The 23,757-nt window shown below is 59.4% G+C and carries 24 protein-coding genes; 14 read left to right on the top strand and 10 right to left on the bottom strand.

Features of this window, described 5'->3' with window-relative positions:
- The first annotated feature begins 165 nt into the window (after positions 1–165).
- From AACY02_RS10945 to AACY02_RS10935, 3 genes are all read left to right on the top strand, one after another.
- Complete coding sequence (locus tag AACY02_RS10945; RefSeq protein WP_339431953.1) at positions 166–525, top strand: hypothetical protein; 360 nt, start codon at positions 166–168, stop codon at positions 523–525.
- Positions 526–755: 230 nt separating this feature from the next.
- Positions 756–950, top strand: coding sequence for a hypothetical protein (locus AACY02_RS10940; protein WP_221730466.1), 195 nt, complete (start codon positions 756–758; stop codon positions 948–950).
- A 102-nt stretch (positions 951–1,052) separates the two neighbouring features.
- A complete protein-coding gene (locus AACY02_RS10935; protein ID WP_339431952.1) occupies positions 1,053–1,235 on the top strand; it encodes a hypothetical protein in 183 nt (60 codons plus the stop codon).
- Here the strand turns inward: AACY02_RS10935 and AACY02_RS10930 are convergent.
- Positions 1,232–2,293, bottom strand: coding sequence for an AI-2E family transporter (locus AACY02_RS10930; protein ID WP_339431951.1), 1,062 nt, complete (start codon positions 2,291–2,293; stop codon positions 1,232–1,234). The two genes, AACY02_RS10935 and AACY02_RS10930, sit on opposite strands and share 4 nt — an antisense overlap.
- A 201-nt stretch (positions 2,294–2,494) precedes the next feature.
- On the opposite strand from AACY02_RS10930, the gene trhP reads away from it, so the two are divergent.
- A complete protein-coding gene (gene trhP / locus AACY02_RS10925) occupies positions 2,495–3,817 on the top strand; it encodes a prephenate-dependent tRNA uridine(34) hydroxylase TrhP (RefSeq protein ID WP_339432016.1) in 1,323 nt (440 codons plus the stop codon).
- Positions 3,818–3,836: 19 nt separating this feature from the next.
- On the opposite strand, the gene AACY02_RS10920 is transcribed toward trhP, so the two are convergent.
- Positions 3,837–4,550 (bottom strand): FadR/GntR family transcriptional regulator, encoded by a 714-nt coding sequence (locus tag AACY02_RS10920; RefSeq protein WP_339431950.1) that lies wholly within the window; start codon positions 4,548–4,550, stop codon positions 3,837–3,839.
- Between the two features lie 353 nt (positions 4,551–4,903).
- Between AACY02_RS10920 and AACY02_RS10915 the strand changes: the two genes are divergently transcribed.
- Positions 4,904–6,250 (top strand): MFS transporter, encoded by a 1,347-nt coding sequence (locus AACY02_RS10915; protein WP_339431949.1) that lies wholly within the window; start codon positions 4,904–4,906, stop codon positions 6,248–6,250.
- Between the two features lie 24 nt (positions 6,251–6,274).
- Positions 6,275–7,618 (top strand): glucarate dehydratase, encoded by a 1,344-nt coding sequence (gene gudD / locus AACY02_RS10910; RefSeq protein ID WP_339431948.1) that lies wholly within the window; start codon positions 6,275–6,277, stop codon positions 7,616–7,618.
- Between the two features lie 51 nt (positions 7,619–7,669).
- On the opposite strand, the gene AACY02_RS10905 is transcribed toward gudD, so the two are convergent.
- A complete protein-coding gene (locus AACY02_RS10905; RefSeq protein WP_339431947.1) occupies positions 7,670–8,548 on the bottom strand; it encodes a LysR family transcriptional regulator in 879 nt (292 codons plus the stop codon).
- A gap of 159 nt (positions 8,549–8,707) precedes the next feature.
- Here AACY02_RS10905 and ampC point away from each other — a divergent pair, with 159 nt between their 5' ends.
- The gene (ampC, locus tag AACY02_RS10900; protein ID WP_339431946.1) at positions 8,708–9,874 is read left to right on the top strand and encodes a class C beta-lactamase; all 1,167 of its coding nucleotides are present in this window, start codon (positions 8,708–8,710) and stop codon (positions 9,872–9,874) included.
- Positions 9,875–9,989: 115 nt separating this feature from the next.
- Here the strand turns inward: ampC and AACY02_RS10895 are convergent, their stop codons facing one another.
- From AACY02_RS10895 to AACY02_RS10875, 5 genes are all read right to left on the bottom strand, one after another.
- Positions 9,990–10,556 carry a DUF4174 domain-containing protein gene (locus tag AACY02_RS10895; RefSeq protein WP_339431945.1) on the bottom strand — a complete coding sequence of 189 codons (567 nt, stop codon included), beginning with the start codon at positions 10,554–10,556 and terminating at the stop codon, positions 9,990–9,992.
- A gap of 244 nt (positions 10,557–10,800) precedes the next feature.
- Entirely contained in the window at positions 10,801–11,127 is a 327-nt protein-coding gene (locus AACY02_RS10890; RefSeq protein WP_339431944.1) for a hypothetical protein, read from the bottom strand.
- Between the two features lie 8 nt (positions 11,128–11,135).
- Entirely contained in the window at positions 11,136–11,921 is a 786-nt protein-coding gene (locus AACY02_RS10885; RefSeq protein WP_339431943.1) for a sulfite exporter TauE/SafE family protein, read from the bottom strand.
- Positions 11,922–12,056: 135 nt separating this feature from the next.
- Positions 12,057–13,271, bottom strand: a complete 1,215-nt coding sequence (locus tag AACY02_RS10880; protein WP_339431942.1) for an MFS transporter — start codon at positions 13,269–13,271, stop codon at positions 12,057–12,059.
- An 80-nt stretch (positions 13,272–13,351) separates the two neighbouring features.
- A complete protein-coding gene (locus AACY02_RS10875) occupies positions 13,352–14,101 on the bottom strand; it encodes a hypothetical protein (RefSeq protein WP_339431941.1) in 750 nt (249 codons plus the stop codon).
- 244 nt (positions 14,102–14,345) lie between these two features.
- Between AACY02_RS10875 and AACY02_RS10870 the strand changes: the two genes are divergently transcribed.
- The 3 genes from AACY02_RS10870 to AACY02_RS10860 all read left to right on the top strand — a co-directional run bounded on the left by AACY02_RS10870 (position 14,346) and on the right by AACY02_RS10860 (position 16,905).
- A complete protein-coding gene (locus tag AACY02_RS10870; RefSeq protein WP_339431940.1) occupies positions 14,346–15,494 on the top strand; it encodes an aldose epimerase family protein in 1,149 nt (382 codons plus the stop codon).
- Between the two features lie 90 nt (positions 15,495–15,584).
- On the top strand, positions 15,585–16,406 hold the full coding sequence (locus tag AACY02_RS10865; protein ID WP_339431939.1) for an aldo/keto reductase: 822 nt from the start codon (positions 15,585–15,587) through the stop codon (positions 16,404–16,406).
- Positions 16,407–16,434: 28 nt separating this feature from the next.
- On the top strand, positions 16,435–16,905 hold the full coding sequence (locus AACY02_RS10860; RefSeq protein ID WP_339431938.1) for a DUF1810 domain-containing protein: 471 nt from the start codon (positions 16,435–16,437) through the stop codon (positions 16,903–16,905).
- Here the strand turns inward: AACY02_RS10860 and AACY02_RS10855 are convergent.
- Entirely contained in the window at positions 16,870–19,230 is a 2,361-nt protein-coding gene (locus AACY02_RS10855; RefSeq protein WP_339431937.1) for a DNA polymerase II, read from the bottom strand. The two genes, AACY02_RS10860 and AACY02_RS10855, sit on opposite strands and share 36 nt — an antisense overlap.
- A gap of 198 nt (positions 19,231–19,428) precedes the next feature.
- On the opposite strand from AACY02_RS10855, the gene AACY02_RS10850 reads away from it, so the two are divergent.
- A complete protein-coding gene (locus tag AACY02_RS10850; protein ID WP_339431936.1) occupies positions 19,429–19,869 on the top strand; it encodes a CBS domain-containing protein in 441 nt (146 codons plus the stop codon).
- Positions 19,870–19,915: 46 nt separating this feature from the next.
- Here the strand turns inward: AACY02_RS10850 and AACY02_RS10845 are convergent, their stop codons facing one another.
- The gene (locus AACY02_RS10845; protein ID WP_339431935.1) at positions 19,916–20,539 is read right to left on the bottom strand and encodes a glutathione S-transferase N-terminal domain-containing protein; all 624 of its coding nucleotides are present in this window, start codon (positions 20,537–20,539) and stop codon (positions 19,916–19,918) included.
- Positions 20,540–21,650: 1,111 nt separating this feature from the next.
- Between AACY02_RS10845 and AACY02_RS10840 the strand changes: the two genes are divergently transcribed.
- The 3 genes from AACY02_RS10840 (at position 21,651) to AACY02_RS10830 (ending at position 23,627) form a co-directional block, all read left to right on the top strand.
- A complete protein-coding gene (locus tag AACY02_RS10840; protein ID WP_339431934.1) occupies positions 21,651–22,472 on the top strand; it encodes an energy transducer TonB in 822 nt (273 codons plus the stop codon).
- A 67-nt stretch (positions 22,473–22,539) separates the two neighbouring features.
- Positions 22,540–23,226, top strand: coding sequence for a MotA/TolQ/ExbB proton channel family protein (locus AACY02_RS10835; protein WP_401159065.1), 687 nt, complete (start codon positions 22,540–22,542; stop codon positions 23,224–23,226).
- Positions 23,226–23,627, top strand: coding sequence for an ExbD/TolR family protein (locus tag AACY02_RS10830; protein ID WP_339431932.1), 402 nt, complete (start codon positions 23,226–23,228; stop codon positions 23,625–23,627). The genes AACY02_RS10835 and AACY02_RS10830 overlap by 1 nt, the downstream gene beginning before the upstream one ends.
- Positions 23,628–23,757: the final 130 nt, after the last annotated feature.

Here is a 23,757-nt window from a genome sequence, read left to right as displayed (position 1 = left end):
GCACCGGGCCTGGATGAGCCGGTAAAGAAATCGGTACAGACCTTACACAAAATTTACCCAGCGGCTGTGCTGATTTTAAGAATTTCGCTGTCTTAGATGTATCCCCGCGACATCCATGGACCTATTGCAGGCCAGGGAGCCGGGTTGAAGAACCGAGGAATTATCATGATTCGTAAACTCTCCATTGTGGCCTTACTGATCGGTGCACTCGCTGTAACAGGCCAGGCAGAAGCCGGTCATGGCCATGGCTGGCAAGGCCCGGCGGTGTTTGGCGCGATCGTCGGCTCGGCCATCATCGGTTCGGCGCTGATCAACCAGGACCGGCCGGTGTACGTGCAGCAACAGCCGGTTTACGTTCAACCCCAACCGGTCTATGTGCAACAGCCGCCTCCACCGGTCTACTACCAGCCAGCGCCGGTTTATGTGCAGCAACCGGTTTACGTCCAGCCGGCCCCCGTTTATTACGGCCCGCCACGCGGCTACTACGGTCGGCCCCATGGCTACTACGGCGGCCCACGCTGGTAATCGATACACAGAGCCCTGCTTTTATAGCGGGGCTTTTTTATGACCGTCGGTCGCCCGCGTCTGAAAAAATCTCGCCAAGGTCGCTGTGAGGACAGCTTCAACAGCTAAAGTCGGCATGATTGACTTGACCGTCATCGGCGCCCCCATAAAACGGTCATCTTTTTGTCATGACGGAACCGCAATCTGAATCCGTCCGTAAACAACAGGTTGATAACAACAAGGACGATTGTATGCCTACACAAAACCCGCACCGCGTCGTCGGCCTGTGCACCTCAAGCAAGGTGTACAGCGCGCTGACCGAACTCAAGCACCTGGAAGGCCACCGCTGCGCCAAGTTTCTTTCGCTGCTGGCCGAGAACCTTGTGCACAAGGGGCTGCTCAATGAGCGCGAAGTGGTGCACATGCTCGACCAGGTTGTCGACTGAAGCAGCCCTCACTGTTATCAATGTCCACTATCAAAAGCGTTGATTGTCCCTGAGAACCACGAATGCCTAAGGTGGCCCCATCGTTTGATGGAGGTTTCAGTCATGGCTCAGGTTCAAATCATGTCGGTCATCGGCAGCGCCGTTCCCGCACCACTCAGAGAGTCGGGCTTGCTCGCCTGTTGGTATCTGGTGCGCGACGGCGAGCCGATCAGCGGCCCACTGACATCCTTGCCAGCGGCGCAGGCCTTGTCGCAACAGATCGCCAGCAACCCGTTTCAAGCCTAGGGTAGCTGCACCTTGGGCTTGGTCTCGACGAACAGCGCCCAGCTCGACATGAACAGCGCTGCAATCAACGGCCCGATCACAAACCCGTTCAGACCGAAAACTGCCAGACCGCCCAGCGTCGAAATCAGGATCAAGTAGTCCGGCATGCGAGTGTCCTTGCCCACCAGGACCGGCCGCAGCACGTTGTCGACCAGACCGATCACAAACACCCCGAATAACCCCAGCACCACGCCCTGCCAGATCATCCCGCTGAGCAAGAAATAAACCGCCACCGGCGCCCAGACAATCCCCGCTCCCACCGCCGGCAACAGCGATAGAAACGCCATCAACACCGCCCACAGCAACGCGCTGGGTATGTCGAGAAACCAGAAAATCGCTCCGCCCAACGCGCCTTGCGTGATCGCGACGACCAGATTGCCCTTTACCGTGGCCCGCACGACCCGGTTGAACTTCAGTTGCAAACGACGCTTTTGATGCTCTTCCAGCGGAATCGCAATGCGTACCTTGCGCACCAGCTCCGCACCGTCACGCAGAAAGAAAAACAGCAAGTACAGCATGACGAAGAAACTCACCACGAACTCGAACGTGCCCTGGCCAAAACTGAAGGCCTGGGTCGCCAGTACCTGACTGCCCTGCATCGCCGCTTTGACGATTTTTTCGCGCAGGGCATTGAGTTCACCCATGCCAAAGCGGTCGAGCAGATGCTGGAAGTATTGCGGCAGGCTGTGTTTGAACTGCGCCAGATAGGCCGCGATGTCCAGCTCGCCGCTTTCGATATTCTTGTAAAGCGTCGCGCCTTCCTGCACCAGCAACACACTGAGGATGATCACCGGCAGAATCGCGATCACCAGACAGATGCTCAACGTACACAGCGAGGTGACATTGCGCTGCCAGCCGAATTTCCCCTGCAACTTGCGTTGCATCGGCGCAAACAGAATGCCCAGGATCACCGCCCAGAACACCGCGCCATAAAACGGCAGCAGAATCCAGATAAAGGCCACCGTGACCAGCACCAACAGCACCGTCAGGGATTTGAATTGAAGACTTTTTACGTTCATGTCCGGTCCATGTCAGTCAGGCGTCATGCACGCCCCAAACCTTAGTCAGCCGGGGCGTGCGCGAGTGCCATCTTTATTCATGGCGCCTCGCTGCGGTGCCTGCGCAGCCTCACAGCCCCAAACGTAGATCCAGATCAATAAACCCCGATTTCATCCGCATTACCCTGCCGCGCTTTTGCGACCGATGCCGCCATGCCCCTGATGCCAGACCTCACCACCCCGGAACTGCTCGCTCCCGCCGGCACCCTGAAAAACATGCGTTACGCCTTCGCCTACGGCGCCGATGCGGTGTATGCCGGCCAACCGCGCTACAGCCTGCGCGTGCGCAACAACGAGTTCGACCACGCCAATCTGGCGCTGGGCATTCGTGAGGCTCAGGCACAGGGCAAGCGCTTCTACGTGGTGGTCAACATCGCGCCGCACAACGCCAAGCTCAAGACCTTTCTCAAGGACCTGGCGCCGGTGATTGAAATGGCACCGGACGCACTGATCATGTCCGACCCCGGGCTGATCATGCTGGTGCGTCGGCATTTCCCGCAGATGCCGATTCACTTGTCGGTACAGGCCAACACCGTGAACTGGGCGAGCGTTGAGTTCTGGCAACAGCAGGGGCTGAGCCGGATCATCCTCTCGCGGGAATTGTCGCTGGAGGAAATTGGCGAGATTCGCGAGCAAGTGCCCGGCATGGAGCTGGAAGTTTTCGTTCACGGCGCGCTGTGCATGGCTTATTCCGGCCGTTGCCTGCTGTCGGGTTACATGAACAAACGCGACGCCAATCAGGGCACTTGCACCAACGCTTGCCGCTGGAAATATTCGGCGCAAGAGGCCTCCGAGAATCAGCTCGGCGAGATCGTGCAGACCTTCCAGCCCGAACCGACGCTGGGCATTGGCACCCCGACCGATCAAGTGTTCCTGTTGCAGGAAGCCAACCGTCCGGATGAGTTGATGCCCGCTTTCGAAGACGAGCACGGCACTTACATCATGAATGCCAAGGACCTGCGCGCGGTGCAGCACGTCGAGCGCCTGACACGCATGGGCGTGCATTCATTGAAGATCGAAGGCCGAACCAAATCGCACTTCTATTGCGCCCGCACCACCCAGGTATATCGCCGGGCAATTGACGATGCAGTGGCCGGCCGTGAGTTTGATCGCAGCCTGATGACCGATCTGGAGTCACTGGCCCAGCGCGGCTACACCGAAGGTTTCCTGCGCCGGCATGTGCATGACGAATACCAGAATTATCAGAACGGCAGTTCGGTGTCGCAGCGTCAGCAGTTTGTTGGGGAGTTGACCGGCGAGCGGCGTGATCGTCTGGCGCAGGTCAAGGTGAAGAACCGTTTCGCTCTGGGTGATCATCTGGAACTGATGACGCCCAAGGGCAATTTTCATTTTGATCTGCATGAACTGCAAAACCTCAAAGGGCAGGCGATCGAGGTCGCACCGGGGGATGGGCACACGGTGTATGTGCCGATTCCGGATACGGTGGACTTGCGCTTTGGGTTGTTGATGCGCGATGTGAATTGAGGCCCGCAGCCTGCGCCAATCAACCCTGCGCGCAAAACCGATCCCGACTATTGGTCAGGTGCAGCCACATCGCGGCACGCGCAGCGTCCGCATCCTGACGCTTGATCGCGCTCAGAATTGCCTCGTGCTCCAGATTCGCCAACTGCCCGAGTTTGCTCAGATCCGCCGCCCCACGCTCGGCCGCATTCAGTCGATGACGCGGAATCATCGCGCTGCCCAAGTGCTGCATGATCTCACTGAAGCAGACATTGCCAGTGGCCTCGGCGATCAGCAGGTGAAAGCGCCGGTCGGCCTCGACACAACTGTCGTTATTGGCAAGTTGGCGCTGATAGTCATCCAGCGCTTTGCGCATCTGCAGCAACTGCTGCTCGGTACGCCGTTGCGCCGCCAATGCCGCCGCTTGCGATTCCAGCCCCATGCGCAACTCAAGCATGCTGCGCACACCGAGTGCCGTGTCGACATTGAGCCGCAATCCCTGCTCCGGCGCACGCTCGATCACGAACGTACCAATGCCGTGGCGCGTTTCGACCCATCCCGAGGCCTGCAATCTGGAGATCGCCTCGCGCACCACCGTGCGACTCACACCATGTTCCTGAACGATGGCGTTCTCCGATGGCAGCTTGTCGCCGGGCGACATTTGTCCGTGCAGGATGCTCTGGGTGAGCTTCTCCACCAGATCATGGGCCAGGTTGTGCGCACGTTTGCGGGCAGGGGCGTCGAGGTCTTCTTGCATGGTCGGTTCCAGTGAGCGGACGGGCGGATCGTAGCACTGCACAGGCCTATGACGGGATTGATTCTAGCGCTGAAAAACCCACCTACTTGTATGACAACACTCAATATCTATTAATAATCTGCGGGGTTCGCTATCGACTTCACGCAATTTTGATCGCGTCCCCATGAAATCGCCACTGTAAAAAAAGTAACAAAAACAGGGTTAAAATCCATAAAAGCATAAAAACCCCGTCATCCAGAGCAATAAAATCATCCCTGCCACTTGTAGGACAAAAAATCGCAGTTGTATGATGTCTATCAACAACGCCGTACCCAGCCCTACCCGCATAAAAATAATCAGTGGGAGCAAACCAAGTGAAAACCTCCGTCTCGGGGATGAGCGAAAGCGTCGACTCAACGCTTTCGTCCGCCATCTCGAAAGTCAAACGCCACGTCCTGCCGCTCTTCGTGATCATGTTCATCGTCAATTACATTGACCGGGTGAACATCGGATTTGTCCGCACCCACATGGAGCACGACCTGGGCATTGGTGCCGCCGCTTACGGCTTCGGCGCCGGCCTGTTTTTCATCGGCTATGCGCTGTTCGAAGTCCCCTCCAACATGCTGCTGCAGAAAGTCGGCGCGCGAATCTGGCTGACCCGGATCATGCTCACCTGGGGCCTGGTCGCCGCCGGCATGGCATTCATCCAGACCGAAACCCATTTCTACATTTTGCGTTTTTTGCTCGGCGTGGCTGAGGCCGGGTTCTTTCCCGGGGTGATCTACTACTTCACCCGCTGGCTACCGGGTGTCGAACGCGGCAAAGCGATTGCGATCTTCCTCAGCGGTTCGGCGCTCGCCTCGCTGATCTCCGGCCCGCTGTCCGGTCTGCTCCTGCAAATCAACGGGCTGGGTATGCACGGCTGGCAATGGATGTACTTCATTGAGGGGATGTTTTCGGTGTGCCTGTGCGTGTTCGTCTGGTTCTGGCTCGACGCCAAGCCCCATGACGCCAAATGGCTGACCCGCGCCGAGCAGGACGCATTGGTCACCGCCATTGACGACGAACAGAAGGCCCGCGAAGCGGCCACGCCCCTGCGTCCATCGATGGGCACACTGCTCAAGGACCGGCAGATCATTCTGTTCTGCCTGATCTACTTCTTCATTCAACTGACGATCTACGCCGCGACTTTCTGGTTGCCGAGCATCATCAAGAAAATGGGCGAGATGAGCGACCTCCAGGTCGGGCTGTTCAACTCGATTCCGTGGCTGCTGTCGATTGTCGGCATGTATGCCTTCGCGTCCCTCTGCGCCAAGTGGAAGCACCAGCAGGCATGGGTCGCCACGGCACTGTTGATCGCTGCGGCGGGGATGTTCATGTCCACCACCGGCGGGCCGGTCTTCGCCTTCGTCGCGATCTGTTTTGCAGCGCTGGGTTTCAAATCCGCCTCGTCCCTCTTCTGGCCGATTCCCCAGGCCTATCTGGATGCGCGGATTGCCGCGCCGGTGATTGCGCTGATCAATTCAGTGGGCAACCTCGGCGGCTTCGTCGCGCCGACCACGTTCGGCCTGCTGGAACAACACACCGGCTCGATTCAGGGCGGCCTCTATGGGTTGGCCGCGACCTCGATCATCGCCGCGATCATCGTGTTCTTCGCCCGCACCTCAGCGAAACCCGCCAGTGTTGCCGCCGTGGCCGATACCACGCCGAAGCACGCCTGACTTTCTGTTTTCAAGGATAAAACAATGAACGTAAACGACACCGCCAAAGCCCCGGTCATCACTGATATGCAAGTCATCCCGGTGGCCGGCCACGACGGCATGCTGCTCAACCTGAGCGGCGCCCATGGGCCGTTTTTCACCCGCAACATCGTCATTCTCAAAGACAACGCCGGCCACACCGGCGTGGGCGAAGTACCCGGTGGCGAACGCATTCGCCAGACACTGGAAGACGCGCGCAGCCTGGTGATCGGCAGCCCTATCGGTACGTATCAGAAGATCCTCAATCAGGTGCGCCAGACCTTTGCCGACCGCGATGCCGGCGGCCGGGGCCTGCAAACTTTCGACCTGCGCATCACCATCCACGCGGTCACCGGCCTGGAAGCCGCCCTGCTCGACCTGCTCGGCCAACACCTCGACGTACCGGTCGCAGCGCTGCTCGGCGAAGGTCAGCAACGTGAAGAAGTGAAGATGCTCGGCTACCTGTTCTACGTCGGCGATCAGCACGAAACCGACCTTGCCTATCGCAGCGAACCGGACGCCGATAACGACTGGTTCCGTGTGCGTCACGAGAAAGCCATGACCGCTGAATCGGTGGTGCGCCTGGCCGAAGCGGCCCATGCCAGATACGGCTTCAAGGACTTCAAACTCAAGGGCGGTGTGCTCAGCGGTGACGCGGAAATAGAAGCGGTGACAGCGCTGGCCGAGCGCTTCCCCGAGGCACGGATCACCCTTGACCCGAACGGCGCGTGGTCGCTTAAGGAAGCGATCCGTTTGTGCCGCGATCAGCATCACGTTCTGGCCTATGCCGAAGACCCGTGCGGAGCGGAAAATGGCTATTCGGGCCGGGAAGTGATGGCCGAGTTTCGCCGCGCCACCGGGCTTAAAACCGCCACCAACATGATTGCCACCGACTGGCGCGAGATGGGCCATGCGATCCAGTTGCAATCGGTCGACATCCCGTTGGCTGACCCGCATTTCTGGACCATGCAAGGCTCGGTACGCGTGGCGCAGATGTGCCATGAGTGGGGCCTGACCTGGGGCTCGCACTCCAACAATCACTTTGATATTTCGCTGGCCATGTTCACCCATGTGGCGGCGGCAGCACCGGGTGAAATCACCGCCATCGACACCCACTGGATCTGGCAGGACGGCCAGCGCCTGACCAAGGCACCGCTACAGATTGTCGACGGCTGCGTGCAGGTGCCGAAGAAACCCGGGCTGGGTGTGGAACTGGACATGGATCAAGTGGCCAAGGCTCACGAACGCTATAGAGGCATGGGCCTGGGTGCGCGGGATGACAGCGTGGCCATGCAATTCCTGATTCCGGGATGGAAATTCGATAACAAGCGGCCGTGTCTGCTGCGCTGATTTTCAAGCCCGCCACACGCCAAAGGTGGGAGCGAGCAAGCCCTCAAGGGTTCAGGGCTGACCTGAGAGTTGTAGCAACCAGTCCTTGAACGCCAGCATCGCCGCGGTCTCTGGTCGTGATTGCAATCGCGTCAGCCAATAACTCCCCGTGGTGATCTCGATCGCAAACGGCTGACAAATCGCCTCTGCCGCCAATTGCCGGGCGAACATCAGGGGCGGCGCCAACGCCACCCCACAGCCCTGCAACGCCGCTTCCATCATCGCCAGGGACGAATCGAACACAATGCTCTGCGGCGGCGCCGCCTGAGTCGCCAGACCCGCCGTTTGAAACCATTCCGACCATTCATCCGTTCGGTAGGAACGCAGTAACGTCTGCTGCAAGAGATCCCCCGGCGCATGCAATTGTCGGGCGATTTCCGGCACACACAACACCGACAGCGGCGCATCGAGCAAGCGGGCCGCCTCAATACCGTGCCACGCCCCGGCGCCAAACCGGACTGCGTAATCCAGCCCTTCGGCAGCGACGTCCACGCGATTGTTGTTTGTCGACAGCCGTAAATCTATGAGCGGATGTTTCGCCCGAAAGTCCGTCAGCCTCGGCAACAGCCAGCCCACAGCGAACGTCCCCACCGCGCCGACGGTCAACACTTCGCGATACTGCCCCCCGGCGAGGCGTTCGAGAATCTGCGCGATGTGATCGAATGAGGTGCTCAACACCGGCAACAAGGTTTCGCCTTCACTGGTCAGCATCAGCCCACGAGGCAGGCGTTTGAACAGGGTTACATTAAGCTGCGCCTCAAGGCTTTTGACCTGATGACTGACGGCCGCTTGGGTCACGCACAGTTCCACAGCCGCGCGGGTGAAGCTCAAATGACGTGCTGAAGCCTCGAAAGCGCGTAACGCGTTGAGCGGCAATTGCGGTCGAATCATGCCCTGCCCCAAATTTTTCTAATGGCTCATGCGAAATTTCGTCGTTTGTCGATTGCCTTCGGTGTGCCTAAATTGGCGGCGCTTATCAGTAGCCCGACGGGAAATCGCCCGCAGTGTAGCGGGATACAACAATCAACACTCACGGAGAGTGGATCATTTATGCGTTCAATCAACTCGACCAAACTCTTTTCCTACAGTACTTTCGGCCTTTTCTTTGGCGCCACGGCCTGCCTGGCCGCGCCGCAAACCGACGAACAACTGCAAGCACTGGTCAAAGGTGCCGTCACGCCCGTCATGCAGCAGCAGAACATCCCCGGTCTGGCCGTTGCCCTCACCATCAACGGCAAAGCGCATTACTTTAACTACGGCGTCGCCGCCAAAGACACCGGGCAGAAGGTCAGCGAAAACACCCTGTTCGAAGTCGGATCGGTGAGCAAAACCTTCACTGCGACACTCGCCGGTTACGCGCAGGCCACGGGCAAACTGGATCTGTCGACCAAGGCCAGCAAGCTTTGGCCGGAGTTGAAAGGCAGCGCTTTCGACAACATCAACGTGTTGCAACTGGGCACTTACAGCGGTGGCGGGTTGCCGCTGCAATTCCCCAACGATTCGGACTCGGCTGACAAGATGCTCGGCTACTACCAACAGTGGAAACCGGATTATCCGGCGGGCAGCCATCGCCTGTATTCCAATCCAAGCCTTGGGTTGTTCGGTTATCTGACGGCGAAAAGTCTGGGCCAGCCGTTTGATCAAGCCATGAGTGAAACCCTGCTACCGCAACTGGGCCTCAAGCACACCTACACCAAAGTGCCGGCATCCGAAGCCAAGCTCTACGCTCAGGGTTACGACAAGAAAGACCAACCGGTTCGGGTCAGTCCGGGCGCACTGGATTCCGAAGCCTACGGCATCAAAACCAGTGCAGCAGATCTGCTGCGTTACGTAGAGGCCAACCTGAAACCGGCCAGCCTTGAAGCGCCGCTGCAAAAAGCCATCGCCGCGACCCATACCGGTTACTACACCGTTGGCGACATGACCCAAGGCCTGGGCTGGGAGCGTTATGCCTACCCGATCAGCCTGGCTCAATTGCAGAACGGCAACTCGACGCCGATGGCGATGGAGGCGCACAAGGTCAAATGGCTGACCCCGCCACAGCCTGAACCGGCCAATGTGCTCTACAACAAAACCGGCGCGACCGGTGGTTTTGGCGCGTATGTGGCGTTTGTGCCGTCGAAGGATCTTGGCATCGTGATTCTGGCGAACAAGAATTACCCGAATGCGGAACGGGTGAAGATTGCGCATGAGATTTTCAGTGCTCTGACTGACTGATGCAAAATCTGTGGAGAGGGGATTTATCCCTCTCCACAACGTTTTGTGTAAACGCCATGCAATAAAAATGGGCGACCTGCAGCGGTCGCCCATTTTTTTGAATCAGGCCATGCCATCAATCATCCGGCATTTGCGGCGGCTTGCTCGGTTTGACTGGCTTGCTTGGCTTGGCACCTTTCGCACCTTTGGCCGGTTCAGGCTCGCTGGCGGCCGGCACTTGGGTGGCTGCGGCGGCCGCTTCCTTCTCAGCCATTGGCATGGCGTCGATAGTCTCGAAGATCTTCTTCAGGTCCACCGATTTCGCCTCATCCCCCGACGCCGAAAGCTTGGTTTCGCCGTCCTTGCCCACCAGGAACACTTTCGGATAGGCCCCGGCACCCAGCTTCAGCGAGCGCAGCAGCGCCATGGTGTCTTGCTGGCCCATGTCCTTGCCGTCAAGTTGGCCTGACATGTTGAGGATGGTGTAAACCTTGATGTTGCGGTCGGCGACGCCTTTTTTGTTGGCAGGGTCCTCAAGCGACTTTTTCAGGCTCACCCACACCGGGTCGACGGTGCTTTTTGCGATCACGATCAGCGGCCGGGCGCGCCCCATGTCTGCGGCAATCGGCGAATCGTTGTCAGCGGCGAACAAGGGGCCGGCAATCGCCAGCAAGAGTGTCAGGGTCAGTGACCTGATGAGCATGCGCATCTCCTTTTGATATCCACGCTCTACTGATTGCGCATCGTGGCGATTGTTCCGGGTGTGTCTGGCAAATATGTTTCGCCTTGTCAGAAGCTTAGGTCAGGACCGGCATTGCGCAACCGCACGGGCGCAATCGTGACGACGATTTGATTACCGTTCAGGCGCGCGTCAGGGTGGCGGTACTGCCCACGAAATGGAGGTCAACCGCATGCAAACCGTCTCCAGGCGGGGCCTTGAACTCCGTTCAGCAGAGCGCTGTGTCGAGAGCGGCCAGCAGTTGCGTCGCATCGACCGGGCAATCGGCAAGTTTGAGCACGCCACGGTCGATATCAATACTCAACGTCACGGAGGGCTGATCACCGGGATATTTGCGCAGGAGCAAGTCGATGCCACTGGCTGTCTCGTCCGCCGTGCCGATCAGATCCCATAAGCTGTCGCTCAGATCCAGCAACACCTGCTGACGCTGCTGATCAACCACAAGCGGCGCATACAGCCAATGGCTCATGCGCATTTCGCGGGGTTCGACAGTAATGGCGATGCGGCCATCGCAATGCAGGCTGGTTTCGCTCATATCAAGGATCAAAATGCCAGTTTGTAACCGATCAGCAACAGCATCGTCGCCAGGCACGGGCGCAAGACTTCATCGGAGATGCGTCCGGTCAGGTGGCTGCCAAGCCAGATGCCCGGCAGCGAACCCACCAGCAAAAAGCCCAGCACGCCCCAATCCATGTTGCCCATGCTCGCGTGGCCTAGGCCTGCGACGAGGGTCAGCGGCACGGCGTGGGCGATTTCGGTGCCGACCAGACGGCGGGTCGGCAGCAGTGGGTAGAGGATAAACAGCGCGACAGTGCCCAGGGCGCCGGCGCCGATCGAGGTCAGGGCGACCATGGTGCCGAGGATCAAACCGGTGATCACGGTCATCACATTCAGCCGCGAGCCGCTCGGGTTGTAGTTGCCGCCGGCACGTTTATGGGCGAAATCCAGCAAGCGCTTCTTGAAGAAAATCGCCAGTGCCGTGGCGAACAACACAAAACCCAAGGCTTGTTTGATGATGGCGTTCATCGCATCCGGCGCGGTGTGCAAGGTGCTGAGGAACCACAAGGTCAACACCACCGCCGGCACGCTGCCCAGGGTCAGCCAACCGGTGATGGCCCAGTCGATGTTCTTGTTCTTTTTGTGAACGAGCACGCCGCTGGATTTGGTGATGGCCGCGTACAGCAGGTCCGTGCCCACCGCCGTCGCCGGGTTGATGCCGAACCACAGCAGAATCGGGGTCATCAAGGAACCGCCGCCGACACCGGTCATGCCGACGATAAAACCCACCACCAACCCGGCGATCACCAGGCCGAAACTTGCCAATTCCATGAAGACGTCCAGAAAAACGACAGGAAAATATGGCCGCAGCATAGCGATTTTTCTTATAACCACCTATATCGATGCGGTCTATCGTTATGCCTTTCAGCTACACCGCCTCCACAGGGTGATGGGGTGATTAAAAGATCAATGCACCCGCCGACCCTGTTTGAAACTGTGATGGCTGTTGATCCACACCGTGGCCAATGCGATCAGCGAAAGGATCAGCAATGCCCATGGGAACGACATCGCCCCTGCCCGATCCAGCAGCAATCCGCCAAACAATCCGCCACCGGCAATCGCTATGTTCCATGAGGTGGTGAGCATCGCTTGCACCACGTCAACATGATCGCCGGCCGAATCCGCCGCTGCCGTCAGCAACAACGTCGCCGAGCCACCAAACGACAGGCCCCACACGGCCATGCAGGCGTAAATCAGCCACTGCGACGGGGATGCGATGGCCAACACCAGCGCCGTCACGGCAAACACCGCCAGGCTGATCAGCGTCAGCCAGCGCAGCCAGCGATCCACCAGCAGGCCGATGATCCAGATCCCACCCAGCGAACACAGGCCAAACACCAGCAGCACCAGATCAACCCGCTCGGCCAGGCCGGCCTGCATCAGAAACGGCGAGATGTAGGTGTAGAGAATGTTGTGCCCCAGCATCCACGTCAGCACCACGAACAGCACAGGACGAACGCCCGGCAGACGCAGGGATTGGAGCAAAGGCAGGCGTTCGGCACTGACCTGCCCCGGACGGTCCGGCACGGCGATGACGATCCACGCCGCCAGCACCAGTGCCAGCGCCGACATGATCCCGAACGAGGCGCGCCAGCCAATCAGATTTCCCAGCCAGGTGCCCGCCGGCGTGCCCAGCGACAAGGCCACCGGCGTGCCGAGCATGGCAATCGCCAGCGCCCGCCCCTGTTGCTGCACCGGCACGATCCCGCGCGCGTAACCGGCCATGATCCCCCACGACAGCCCCGCCGCCATTCCGGCGAGAAAGCGCGAAGCCAGGGTCAGCCCGTAATGGCTGGAGAAGGTGGTGATGGTGTTGAACACCAAAAACCCACCCACCGTCATCAACAGCACCCGCCGTCGTGGCCAGCCGCGCGTGGCGACGGTGAGCGGAATCGCCGCGACAATCGAGCCCAGCGCATACAGCGTCACCAGTTGCCCGGCGAGCACTTCACTGACGTTCAGCCCGGCGCCGATTTGCGGCAATAACCCAGCCGGCAGGGTTTCGGTGAGGATGGCAATGAAGCCGGTCATGGCGAATGCCAGCAACGCGGCATAAGGCAATTTGTCGGCACGGGCGGTGCGGTCGACGCAGGTGAAGTCGGCGCTTGCGGGGTCGGTCATGACAGGTGCAGCTCCTTTTGAGGCAAACATGGCGAAGGATTGTATACAAATAGCCCGACCTTCACGCGACCCGACACGACTTATTGCACCGGCAAAAAATTCAGGAACAGCAGACTCTGGGCGTAATTCAGGCCGATACGCCGATAGCGCTCGTCGAGCATCTGTGTGAGCAAATCGAGGCGCGCCACGATTTTGCCGAACTCGGTGGCAAAGCTCAGGTTGCTGCCCTCCTCCGAAATTTCGTTGGAGAACAGCAGTGGCTGGCCTTCCTTGTTCTGGCGCTGGGACAGAATCCACGTGGCCTTTTCGATGTTGCGCGCCGCGTTGTGGACGAAGGTCGGGTTGATCGCATCGGTCATGTAGAACTCGACCCGATTGTTGTGCGCGGTGACCAGCATGCTGCCAATGGCATAGATGAACGCGCCGACGCGGTCGCCGAGAAACTCAGGGCTCATCGCATAACTGAGCGCTGCCAGATCTTTTCGGCCACCCAGCACCGGCAACGGTTGTTGCTGCTCAATGGCCAGGCGTACCTGTTTCACGGCGATGTTGATGTTGAGGAAACCGGATTTGCGCAGCTCGTCCGGGTTGCGCAGGTACAGCTTGCCCATCAGGCGATAAAGGCTGTTGAGGTTGTCGCGCATCGCCAAAGTGGCCATGCGGTCGACGCTGGTCTGCAGAAACTCCTGCGGTTGACCGTTGCGAATCTGAGCGATGAAGCCATTGCCGTCCTGATGCGTGCAACCGCTGACTAACAGCGACGACAGACAGGCCAGCAACAGGCACGGGCGACGAAAAAAATGGACGATGGGGTGAAAAGCTCTCGGCATGAGTTCTCGAACAGGCACATTCCTGTGCGGCGGGAGTCACCGCATCCTGGCCATGGATAGAGCCGCTGATTGCGAAAAAGTGCAATACCGGCAGCGTTTCCTGACCTTCGGCGCGACATGGATAACAATTTAGTCCGACTTTATTTTTGCAATAACCGTTTAATCCGCTATAAATTCCCATTCGCAGCATAAATAGCATGACTATTACCACATTCTGAAAACAACAACAAAAGGAAGGTCAACCATGCTTCAATCCCGTCACCTGCTCTCCGGCCTCGGACTGTCCCTGATGATCGCCACCCTCTCAGCCAACGCGGCGGGCCTCAGCGCCGAACATAAAGCCTTCGGCAAAACCAACGACGGTACACCCGTCGAGCAATACATCCTGCGCAACAGCCATGGCATGCAAGCCACCGTCATCACTTACGGCGCGACCCTGCAATCGCTGTTGGTGGCCGACAAACACGGCAAATTCGACGATGTCGTGCTGGGCTTCGACGATGTGCAGGGCTACCAAAAAGGCACCGCCTACTTCGGCGCGACCATCGGCCGCTTCGGCAATCGCCTGGCCGACGGCGCGTTTGAACTCGACGGCAAGCGCTTTCAAGTGCCGCAAAACGACAAGTCCAATGCCTTGCATGGCGGCCCTCAGGGTTTCGACAAGAAGGTCTGGAAAGCGCAGGAAACCAAAGACAAGGATTCGGTCGGCGTGACCCTCACCTATCTGTCGGCGGACGGTGAAATGGGCTTCCCCGGCAACCTCACCACCGAAGTGACCTATCGCCTGACCGACAGCAACGAACTGCGCATCGACTACAAGGCCAGCACCGACAAACCGACCGTACTCAACCTGACCAACCACAGCTACTTCAATCTCGCGGGCGCCGGCAATGGCGACATCCTCAAGCAGGTCGCGACGCTGCATGCCAGCCATTACACCCCGGTCACCGCCAAGCTGATCCCGACAGGCGAACTGGCGCCAGTGGCCGGCACGCCGATGGACTTCACCCAGCCCACGGCAATCGGAGCGCACATCAAGGCTGATCACCCGCAACTCAAATTCGCGGAACCCAAACAGGGCGGCTTCGATTTCAACTGGGCGCTGGATACCCAGGGCGACGTGAGCAAAGTCGCTGCTGAGGTCAGTGATGCGCAGTCCGGTCGGCACTTGCAGTTGTTCACCAGCGAACCGGGCGTGCAGTTCTACACCAGCAACTTCCTCGACGGCACGGTCAAAGGCAAAGGTGGCAAGGTCTATCCGCATTGGGGCGCGTTTACCCTGGAGACGCAGCACTACCCGGATTCGCCGAACCAAGCGAACTTCCCGAGTACGCGACTGGATCCCGGGCAGGCCTACACGCAGAGCGTGGTATTGAAGTTTTCCGCGAAGTAATCCCCCCTTCTCCTTTCTGGAACCGGACGCAACCGCTGGGCTATTCTGCTGCCCACTACAGGTATCGACCCTTTCAGAAAGGAGATTTGAATGCGTACCCTCGAATTGGCTGGCGTGCAGGTTCCGGTGATTGGCCAGGGCACCTGGCGCATGGGCGAAGACCGCTCGGCACACAAGCATGAAGTGGCGGCTCTGCGCAGTGGCGTTGAACTGGGCATGACCTTGATCGACACTGCCGAAATGTATGCCGAGGGCGGTGCCGAAAGTGTTGTAGGTGAAGCCATTGCCGGTATTCGCGATCAGGTGTTTCTGGTGAGCAAGGTCTACCCGCACAACGCCAGCCGCCAGGGCATTCCGCATGCCTGCGAGCGCAGTCTGCGCCGGCTCGACACTGATTACATCGACCTCTATCTGTTGCATTGGCGCGGCCAGTATCCACTGGAAGAAACCGTCGAAGCCTTCGAGCGCCTGCGCGAAGACGGCAAGATCGGCCGTTGGGGCGTGTCGAATTTTGACGTCGATGACCTCCAAGAGTTAGCCAATCCGGCGTGCGCCACCAATCAGGTGCTCTACAACCTGCAAGCGCGTGGCGTCGAATTCGACCTGTTGCCCCGGTGCCAACAGCAACACATGCCGCTGATGGCCTACTGTCCGATCGGTCAGGGCGGCGCGATGCTGGCAGAACCGGTACTGAAGCAGATTGCCGCTCGTCACAACGTGACCCCGGCGCAGGTTTCGCTGGCGTGGATTGTGCGTCAGGATGGCGTGGTAGCGATCCCTAAAGCGGTGCGGCCGGAACATGTGCAACTCAATGCACAAGCGGCGCAACTGCAACTCGATGCCGGGGATCTGGCAGCGCTGGACCAGGCGTTTCACGCGCCTAAGCGCAAGCAGCGGCTGGCCATGGTCTGAGCCACCGCCGACCGGCGAGAGCTTTGCGATGAGAAGCACAGATCAGAACGACCCGTTCAACCTGCAACGTTTCGTCCAGGCCCAGGACCCGGTGTTTGATCGGGTCCAGCGCGAACTCGTTGAGGGCCGCAAGCGCAGCCACTGGATGTGGTTTGTCTTCCCGCAGTTCGCAGGCTTGGGCGGCAGTGAGATGTCCCGGCGCTTCGCCATCGATACCGCCGAAGAAGCGCGAGCTTATCTCGAGCACCCGATGCTCGGCGCGCGGCTGCGTACTTGTACGCAGCTCGTGCTGAATGTGCGCCAGCGTTCGATTGCGGAGATTTTCGGCCATCCCGATGACTTGAAATTTCACTCCTCGATGACGCTGTTTGCCCAGTTCGCCGCTGAAGACAGCCTGTTCAACCAGGCGCTGGAACGCTACTTCCACGGCATCCTCGATGACTGGACGCTGCAACTGCTGGACTCAAAACAGGCCCAGTTGCCCCCCGATCAGGGTTGAAAAATCGTCGTCGACAAACGGCAGAATCGCATCCGCCACCGGTTGCAGTTGCCGGCTGATGTAGTGGTCGTAGTCGATGGCGGCGCGGCGCACTTCCAGCGGTTCGGGCCCGGCCAGGGTGATCACGTAACTGATCCAGCCACCGTTCTGGTATTGCCGTGGCCGACCGTGCCGGGCGTTGTAATCATCGGCCAGCCGCGCGGCGCGCACATGGGGCGGTACGTTGCGCTCGTAATCGTCGAGGGTGCGGCGCAGGCGCTTGCGGTAGACCAGTCGATCATCGAATTCGCCGGCCAGGGTTTTACGCACGTAGTCGCGCACATAATCCTGATACGGCTTGCGCTGGAAGATGCGCTCGTAGAGTTCCTGCTGAAATTGCCGGGCCAGCGGCGACCAGTCGGTGCGCACGGTTTCAAGGCCTTTGTAGACCATTTCTTCGCTGCCGTCGGCACGGCTCACCAGGCCGGCGTAGCGCTTCTTGCTGCCCTCCTCCGCGCCACGAATGGTCGGCATCAGGAAGCGTTTGTAGTGAACCTCGAACTGCAATTCGAGGGCGCTTTGCAGCCCGTATTCGTCACGCACGTGCTCGCGCCACCAGTCGTTGACATGCTTGACCAGCGCTTGCCCGATGCTTGCCGCCTCTTCCTGCCCGTGGGGGCGACGCAGCCAGACAAACGTGGAGTCGGTGTCGCCATAGATCACCGCGTGGCCCTGGTCTTCGATCAGCTTGCGTGTACGCAGCATGATTTCATGGCCGCGCAGGGTGATCGACGACGCCAGCCGCGTATCGAAGAACCGGCAACCGCTGGAGCCGAGCACGCCGTAGAAGGCGTTCATGATGATCTTCAGTGCCTGCGACAACGGCGCGTTGTGCTCGCGTTTGGCAGTCTCACGCCCCTCAGCCACACGCGAGACGATGGCCGGCAGGCAATGCCGGGTGCGCGAGAAACGGGCGCCACGAAAACCCGGCACCGAGTCGGCGTCGTCAGGATGTTGCAAGCCTTCGATCAGCCCCACCGGGTCAATCAGAAACGTGCGGATGATCGAGGGATAAAGGCTTTTGTAGTCGAGCACCAGCACCGACTCATACAGCCCCGGCTGCGACTCCATGACAAAACCGCCAGGGCTGGCTTGCGGCGCATTGGTGCCCAGGTTCGGCGCCACAAACCCTTGGCGGTGCATCAACGGCATGTACAAATGCGTGAACGCCGCCACCGAGCCGCCGCTGCGATCCGCCGGCAGGCCGGTCACGCTGGCGCGCTCCAGCAAGAAGGTCAGCAGTTGGGTCTTGGCGAAAATCCGCGTGACCAGTTCGCAGTCTTTAAGGTTGTATTTGGCCAGCGCCGGTTTGTCCTCGGCGAACATGCGGTTGATTTCGTCCATGCGTTGGTACGGGTTGTCGATGGACTTGCCTTCGCCGAGCAATGTCTGAGCGACGTTTTCCAGGCTGAACGAAGGAAAACTCCAGGTCGCCGAGCGCAGGGATTCGATGCCATCAATGATCAGCCGCCCCGCTGCCGAGGCGAAATAATGATGGCGGCTGCCGTGCTCGCGCCACTGCATTTCCTCGCCGCCCCGGCCGAGCTTCAGCGGTACGCCGAGGCGTCGCGCGTGTTCGTGAAGGATGCGCAGGTCGAACTGCACCACGTTCCAGCCGATGATTGCGTCGGGGTCGTGGCGGGCGAACCAGTCATTGAGTTCTTTCAAGATGACCGTACGCGAGTCGCAGTACTGGAGGTCGAAGTCGACGATGCTGGCGTCACCGTTCGCCGTGCCGAGCATGTACACCTGACGCTCGCCGCAGCCTTCCAGGGCGATGGAATACAGCTCGCCGGTTTCGGTGGTTTCGATGTCCAGCGAGACCAGGCGCAGTTTCGGCCGGTATTCGGGGGCGGGTTTGAGGTGGGCGTTGAGCAGCGTGCCGTCAGCATCGGGCGTGCCGTTGAACCACACCGGGGCGGTGATGAAGCGTTCCATGAGAAAGCGTTCCGGTGGGCGCACATCGGCCTCGAAGACATCGACGCCGGCGCGGTTGAGCGCCGTTTCCAGGCGCATCAACTGGCCGTGCTGCTGGCAATACAGACCCAGTACCGGACGATGTTCGAAATCCTGCAGGGCCAGCGGGCGCAGTTCCACATTCTTTTCGTCATGCAGCAAACGTTCGGCGGCTTCGCGCTGCTCGGCGGGGATAAACGCGACTGACGGCTGATGAGGAAGGCGCACACGGCGCGGCCCGGCATCGGTCGCCAGCCAGAACTCGACTTCGGTGCCGGCCGGGGTATCGCGCCAATGCCGGGTCAGGACGAAGCCCTGCTGTAAATCCACCACTGCAACCTCAGAAATTGAAACACTGGGGCATTCTACGCGGCATTGCACGGCATGGCCCTTGTGATAAATGTCCGACAACCGCTGAAAAAACCGTCAAATGACGTTTTTTGCGTGCTATCTGCCGCTTTGCCACCTTGCCCTGAGCGCCAGTGTCTACGATGCTTGGATAACAACGACAACACCTGAGTAACTGCCATGAAGACCGTCGCCCAACTGCTCAAGCTCAAAGATCAGAAAAATCAGGAAGTACACCAGATCAAACCTGATCACATGGTGCTCGAAGCGCTGATGAAGATGGCCGAGAAAAACGTCGGCGCCTTGCTGGTGGTGGAGAACGATGAGGTGCTGGGCATCATCAGTGAACGCGATTACGCGCGCAAACTGGTGCTGCATGGCCGCTCATCGGTGGGCACGCCCGTGCGCGACATCATGGTCTCGCCGGTGATCACGGTGGACACTCACCAGACTGTCGACACGTGCCTGAGCATCATGTCCGACAAACGCCTGCGTCACTTGCCGGTGGTGCAAGACGGCAAACTGATCGGGCTGCTGTCGATTGGTGACCTGGTGAAAGAGGCGATTGCCGAACAGGCCGAGCTGATCAAACAGCTGGAGCAGTACATTCGCGGGGAGTGATCTCCAATGCAACACAATGCCCGCTCCCACTTTGGACCCTCGCTGTTCAGGAAGGCCAATGCCGGGCAAACACCGGTGCCAGCACCGGATGCCGATCAATGCGCTGTAGCCAGGCATAAAACCCCGGGCGCGTCTGGCGCAAATGCTCGCGGCTGCCCGCCCAGCGCGTCACCACTGCCGCCAACACATCCAGCGCTCCCGGTATTTCGTCGTCCAGGTACAACTCGGCGGAGAACTGGTCGGCGAACACTTCCCAACTCCAGTGCAAGCGCTCGCGGGCGCCAGCCATCAGATTCTGCCGCGCCGCTTCGTCAGGCATCACCAGCCAGCGCTCGGGGTAGTCAACGACTCCGACCGCCGCGTAGCAATTGCTGACGATATACACCAGGCCGCGAATGGCCTGATCGCGAGCGTCAGCCTTGGCGGGCAGCAATCCAGACTTGGGAAAGGTCAGGCCCAGATGAATCAGAATCGCCGCGCTCTCGGTGATCGCACGGCCATCGGGCAGTTGCAGGGTCGGGATCTGTTTCAGTGGATTGAGTTGCGCCAACGCCTCGGCGGCTTCGGCGCTGGCTTCGATATCAATGAAGCGATAAGCAATCTGGCACAGTTCCAGCGCCGCTTCGATGGCGGCTGCGCCAGAGTTGCGGTGTCCGTAGAGTTGATACATACACTCTCCTGCTCAAGGCCAACCCAACACATCAGACTCAAGGGTAGATGCCCACGGCCCTGATGTAGAAATATTCTTGCCTTTGTGTCCTGATTGGCACGCTTTTCCCATGCACTCGCCACTTGCGAATTCAAGCCTCGCAAAACAGCGCTGACGGTGCCCATCCCGCACCAAGAGCAATCATCGAACGCTATCCGCGTTCTTGTAAGGTGCGATACCGAACCAAAAGTTCGTGTATCCGAGCTGGCAACAAGGAGTTCACCGCGTGAATCTTCAATCGCTCTGCCGCGTCACTGCCCGTTTACCGCGATCGGCCCAAAGACGTGTTCACCTGAACACTCCAGACGGGCACAACATTTACTTTATTACCTGACCCAAGCGACCACGCATTGTGTTCGGCGCGGAGTTACGCGCCGACGGCGGCGTGTTATTTATTATTTAAATACAACGCATGAAGTGACTGTACCTGCGATGCTTAAATGCTGCAGCAGCCGATTGTCGAACAATAACTTCCAGCACTTCAAATGCACCAAAAACGCTCTTCCAACCTTAACTAAGCAACACTTTAAACATCGACTTCATTTAAACAAAAACAAGGAACATGGCCTGTGACCCGCTAAAACATTGACCCGCACCAAATCAGTCCGCCTCGCACCATCAAGTGCCCCGACTGACCAGAACGCGACCGCTCTATCTCGCCAACCGGTGCGATACAGCGCACGGTCTGACTCGCCTGCAAAAAAGCCCCGGAATACGGAGTTGTGGAGATTCATGCGCCGGAGAAAAACCCGGCCGCCCATAAAACTTATATAAATGCGACATGGGTAACAGCGATGAAATACTCACGCTACATTTCAGCAACATCTGGCACAACGGTTGCAAATACGAAGATGCACAACAGCTCAAACCGACAAAGAAGAACACCGGGGAATGGATGATGAACATGCGAACTCGATAGCGCCACGCCGGTAACTGTACGCAAGCTTTGTTCAATAGATAGTTCAACTATCGGCTTACGCACACCCAAAAGAAAGTTACACCCACCCACTCGAACATGACGCCAATGTTCGGACGGCACCTTATTGCCCTTCATCCACCCGAGGGAGCTTTAATGAACGATGCGGTAAAGCACAGAACCCTGCCGGGACCGTTACGGGAAACGCCGATCCCGCCGGCTTCGGGCAGGCCGGCCTTCAAAGCCAACACGTCGCAACCCGGCGGTTTGAACAAACAGCAGATGGTGTTGCTGGTTGCCGTGTCGGCATTGATACACGGCGGCGCCTGGTGGTTTCTTCAACAGAGCCGACCCGAGCCACTGCCGACGCCACCGCAGATCCCGGAAATGACCGTCGAGCTGACCAGCCCGACGCCACCGGCACCGCCTACGCCCGAGCCGCCCCCACCGCCGCCACCACCGCCACCCGAACCCGAGCAACCGGTGGAAGACGAAGACGCGGTCAAGCCGCCCCCCAAACCGGTGGAGAAGCCCAAGCCCATCGAAAAACCGAAACCGGTGCAAAAACCCAAACCGGTGAAGAAAGTCGAGCCGCCAAAAGCTCCGCCCGCCCCGGCGCAACCAGCCGCCCCGGCCGCCCCTGCCACCCCGAGTGCGCCACCGGCTCCGGCCGCCGCGCCGGGCCCGGTCAAGGAATCGGCCGCCATTTCCGGCCTTGCCAGCCTCGGCAACCCACCGCCGCAATACCCGTCCCTGGCGCTGCGGCGTAACTGGGAGGGCCGCGTGGTGCTGCGCATTCAGGTGCTGGCCAGCGGTCGCGCCGGCTCGGTGACGGTGACCAAGTCCAGTGGCAAGCCGCAATTGGATGACGCCGCCGTCGCCGCGGTGAAGAACTGGAAATTCATTCCAGCCAAGCGCGGTGACACGCCGATAGACGGCTTCGCCACACAGACCATCGATTTCAAATTGCCGCAATAACCGAACGCTCAATCAACGCACAACCGAATAACGCAAGCGAGGTGTAACCATGAACGATTTGTCTTCGATGATTGTCCCCGGTGTGCTCTGGGGCCTGGTGCTGTTTTCCGTGGTCAGTTGGGCGATCCTGCTGGTCAAGTCGGCGCAATACCTGCGCCAGAAAACGCAGAACAAACAGTTCAGCAAAGCCTTCTGGGGCGCGCCGGACCTGCTCACCGCCGCCGAACATGCCAGCCAATACCCCGGCGCCCTGGCGCGCATCGCCAGCAGCGGGTTCGAAGCGTTGTTGGTCGAAGAATCGCCGCGTACCACTCAGCAACTGGCGCACACCATCAACCGGTCGGATCGCCTGGAACGCAACCTGCGCCAGCAGATCCAGAAAGAACGCCGCTCGCTGGAAAACGGTCAGGCGATCCTCGCCAGTATCGGTAGCACGGCGCCCTTCATTGGCCTGTTCGGCACCGTATGGGGAATCATGGAAGCGCTGAAAAGCATCGGCGAGACCGGTTCGGCCAGCCTTGAAGCCGTCGCCGGCCCTATCGGCCATGCATTGATCGCCACGGGCGTGGGGATCGCCGTCGCCGTGCCGGCAGTGCTGATTTACAACTTCTTCCTGCGTCGACTCAAACTCGCCTCGGCCGACATGGACGACTTCGCCCATGACTTCGACGCCCTCGCCTCGCGCAGTGCGTTTTCCGTCAACCGTCAGGCCATTGCCAGCAAAACCACAGCCGCCGTGCGGGAGGCCAGCTGATGTCCTTCTCCACTCAAGACAGCGATGAAGTGCTCAGCGAAATGAACGTCACGCCGCTGGTGGACGTGATGCTCGTGTTGCTGGTGGTGTTCATCGTCACCGCGCCGCTGATGACCAACGCGATCAAGGTCAACCTGCCAAAAACCGACGCCGTCGCCCCCGCTGAGAAAAAAGACCCAGTGGTGGTCAGCGTCGATCAGGACGGCAAGTTTTATCTGGCCAAGACCGAACTGGCCCCGGAATCCCTGGAGGCCAGCCTCAAGGAGGTCAAGGCCAAGGATGCCGATGTGCGCGTTCAGCTTCAGGCCGACTCCGCGGTCAACTATGGGCAGGTGGCCAAGGCCATGGCGTCCATCGAACGCTCGGGCATCAGCAAAATATCGGTGATGACCACCCACTGAGTGCGGTGCCGGGCGCGCCTTGAGAAACGCGCCCGACACCGCTGATCGAATCCCGTCGCAACCCGCCGACCGAAAAACGCAACGCGCCTTTCGGAGGGGATCGGCTTGCTTGAAGAAAGTGGTTTTCCGC

This window comes from Pseudomonas sp. EA_65y_Pfl2_P78 (assembly GCF_963970495.1).
Classification (GTDB): domain Bacteria; phylum Pseudomonadota; class Gammaproteobacteria; order Pseudomonadales; family Pseudomonadaceae; genus Aquipseudomonas; species Aquipseudomonas baetica_A.
The sequence above is the reverse complement of the archived record's forward strand: the minus strand, read 5'-3'. Positions and strand labels throughout refer to the sequence as shown.

What these genes read in the sequence shown, in the direction of transcription:
- gudD (WP_339431948.1), top strand. Translation starts at nt 6,275, where the DNA reads ATGAACGTAAACGACACCGCCAAAGCCCCGGTCATCACTGATATGCAA.
- AACY02_RS10895 (WP_339431945.1), bottom strand. Translation starts at nt 10,556, where the DNA reads ATGCTCATCAGGTCACTGACCCTGACACTCTTGCTGGCGATTGCCGGC.
- AACY02_RS10930 (WP_339431951.1), bottom strand. Translation starts at nt 2,293, where the DNA reads ATGAACGTAAAAAGTCTTCAATTCAAATCCCTGACGGTGCTGTTGGTG.
- trhP (WP_339432016.1), top strand. Translation starts at nt 2,495, where the DNA reads ATGCCAGACCTCACCACCCCGGAACTGCTCGCTCCCGCCGGCACCCTG.
- ampC (WP_339431946.1), top strand. Translation starts at nt 8,708, where the DNA reads ATGCGTTCAATCAACTCGACCAAACTCTTTTCCTACAGTACTTTCGGC.
- AACY02_RS10860 (WP_339431938.1), top strand. Translation starts at nt 16,435, where the DNA reads ATGAGAAGCACAGATCAGAACGACCCGTTCAACCTGCAACGTTTCGTC.
- AACY02_RS10845 (WP_339431935.1), bottom strand. Translation starts at nt 20,539, where the DNA reads ATGTATCAACTCTACGGACACCGCAACTCTGGCGCAGCCGCCATCGAA.
- AACY02_RS10940 (WP_221730466.1), top strand. Translation starts at nt 756, where the DNA reads ATGCCTACACAAAACCCGCACCGCGTCGTCGGCCTGTGCACCTCAAGC.
- AACY02_RS10865 (WP_339431939.1), top strand. Translation starts at nt 15,585, where the DNA reads ATGCGTACCCTCGAATTGGCTGGCGTGCAGGTTCCGGTGATTGGCCAG.
- AACY02_RS10850 (WP_339431936.1), top strand. Translation starts at nt 19,429, where the DNA reads ATGAAGACCGTCGCCCAACTGCTCAAGCTCAAAGATCAGAAAAATCAG.
- AACY02_RS10840 (WP_339431934.1), top strand. Translation starts at nt 21,651, where the DNA reads ATGAACGATGCGGTAAAGCACAGAACCCTGCCGGGACCGTTACGGGAA.
- AACY02_RS10870 (WP_339431940.1), top strand. Translation starts at nt 14,346, where the DNA reads ATGCTTCAATCCCGTCACCTGCTCTCCGGCCTCGGACTGTCCCTGATG.
- AACY02_RS10880 (WP_339431942.1), bottom strand. Translation starts at nt 13,271, where the DNA reads ATGACCGACCCCGCAAGCGCCGACTTCACCTGCGTCGACCGCACCGCC.
- AACY02_RS10875 (WP_339431941.1), bottom strand. Translation starts at nt 14,101, where the DNA reads ATGCCGAGAGCTTTTCACCCCATCGTCCATTTTTTTCGTCGCCCGTGC.
- AACY02_RS10885 (WP_339431943.1), bottom strand. Translation starts at nt 11,921, where the DNA reads ATGGAATTGGCAAGTTTCGGCCTGGTGATCGCCGGGTTGGTGGTGGGT.
- AACY02_RS10890 (WP_339431944.1), bottom strand. Translation starts at nt 11,127, where the DNA reads ATGAGCGAAACCAGCCTGCATTGCGATGGCCGCATCGCCATTACTGTC.
- AACY02_RS10905 (WP_339431947.1), bottom strand. Translation starts at nt 8,548, where the DNA reads ATGATTCGACCGCAATTGCCGCTCAACGCGTTACGCGCTTTCGAGGCT.
- AACY02_RS10945 (WP_339431953.1), top strand. Translation starts at nt 166, where the DNA reads ATGATTCGTAAACTCTCCATTGTGGCCTTACTGATCGGTGCACTCGCT.
- AACY02_RS10935 (WP_339431952.1), top strand. Translation starts at nt 1,053, where the DNA reads ATGGCTCAGGTTCAAATCATGTCGGTCATCGGCAGCGCCGTTCCCGCA.
- AACY02_RS10835 (WP_401159065.1), top strand. Translation starts at nt 22,540, where the DNA reads ATGATTGTCCCCGGTGTGCTCTGGGGCCTGGTGCTGTTTTCCGTGGTC.
- AACY02_RS10920 (WP_339431950.1), bottom strand. Translation starts at nt 4,550, where the DNA reads ATGCAAGAAGACCTCGACGCCCCTGCCCGCAAACGTGCGCACAACCTG.
- AACY02_RS10830 (WP_339431932.1), top strand. Translation starts at nt 23,226, where the DNA reads ATGTCCTTCTCCACTCAAGACAGCGATGAAGTGCTCAGCGAAATGAAC.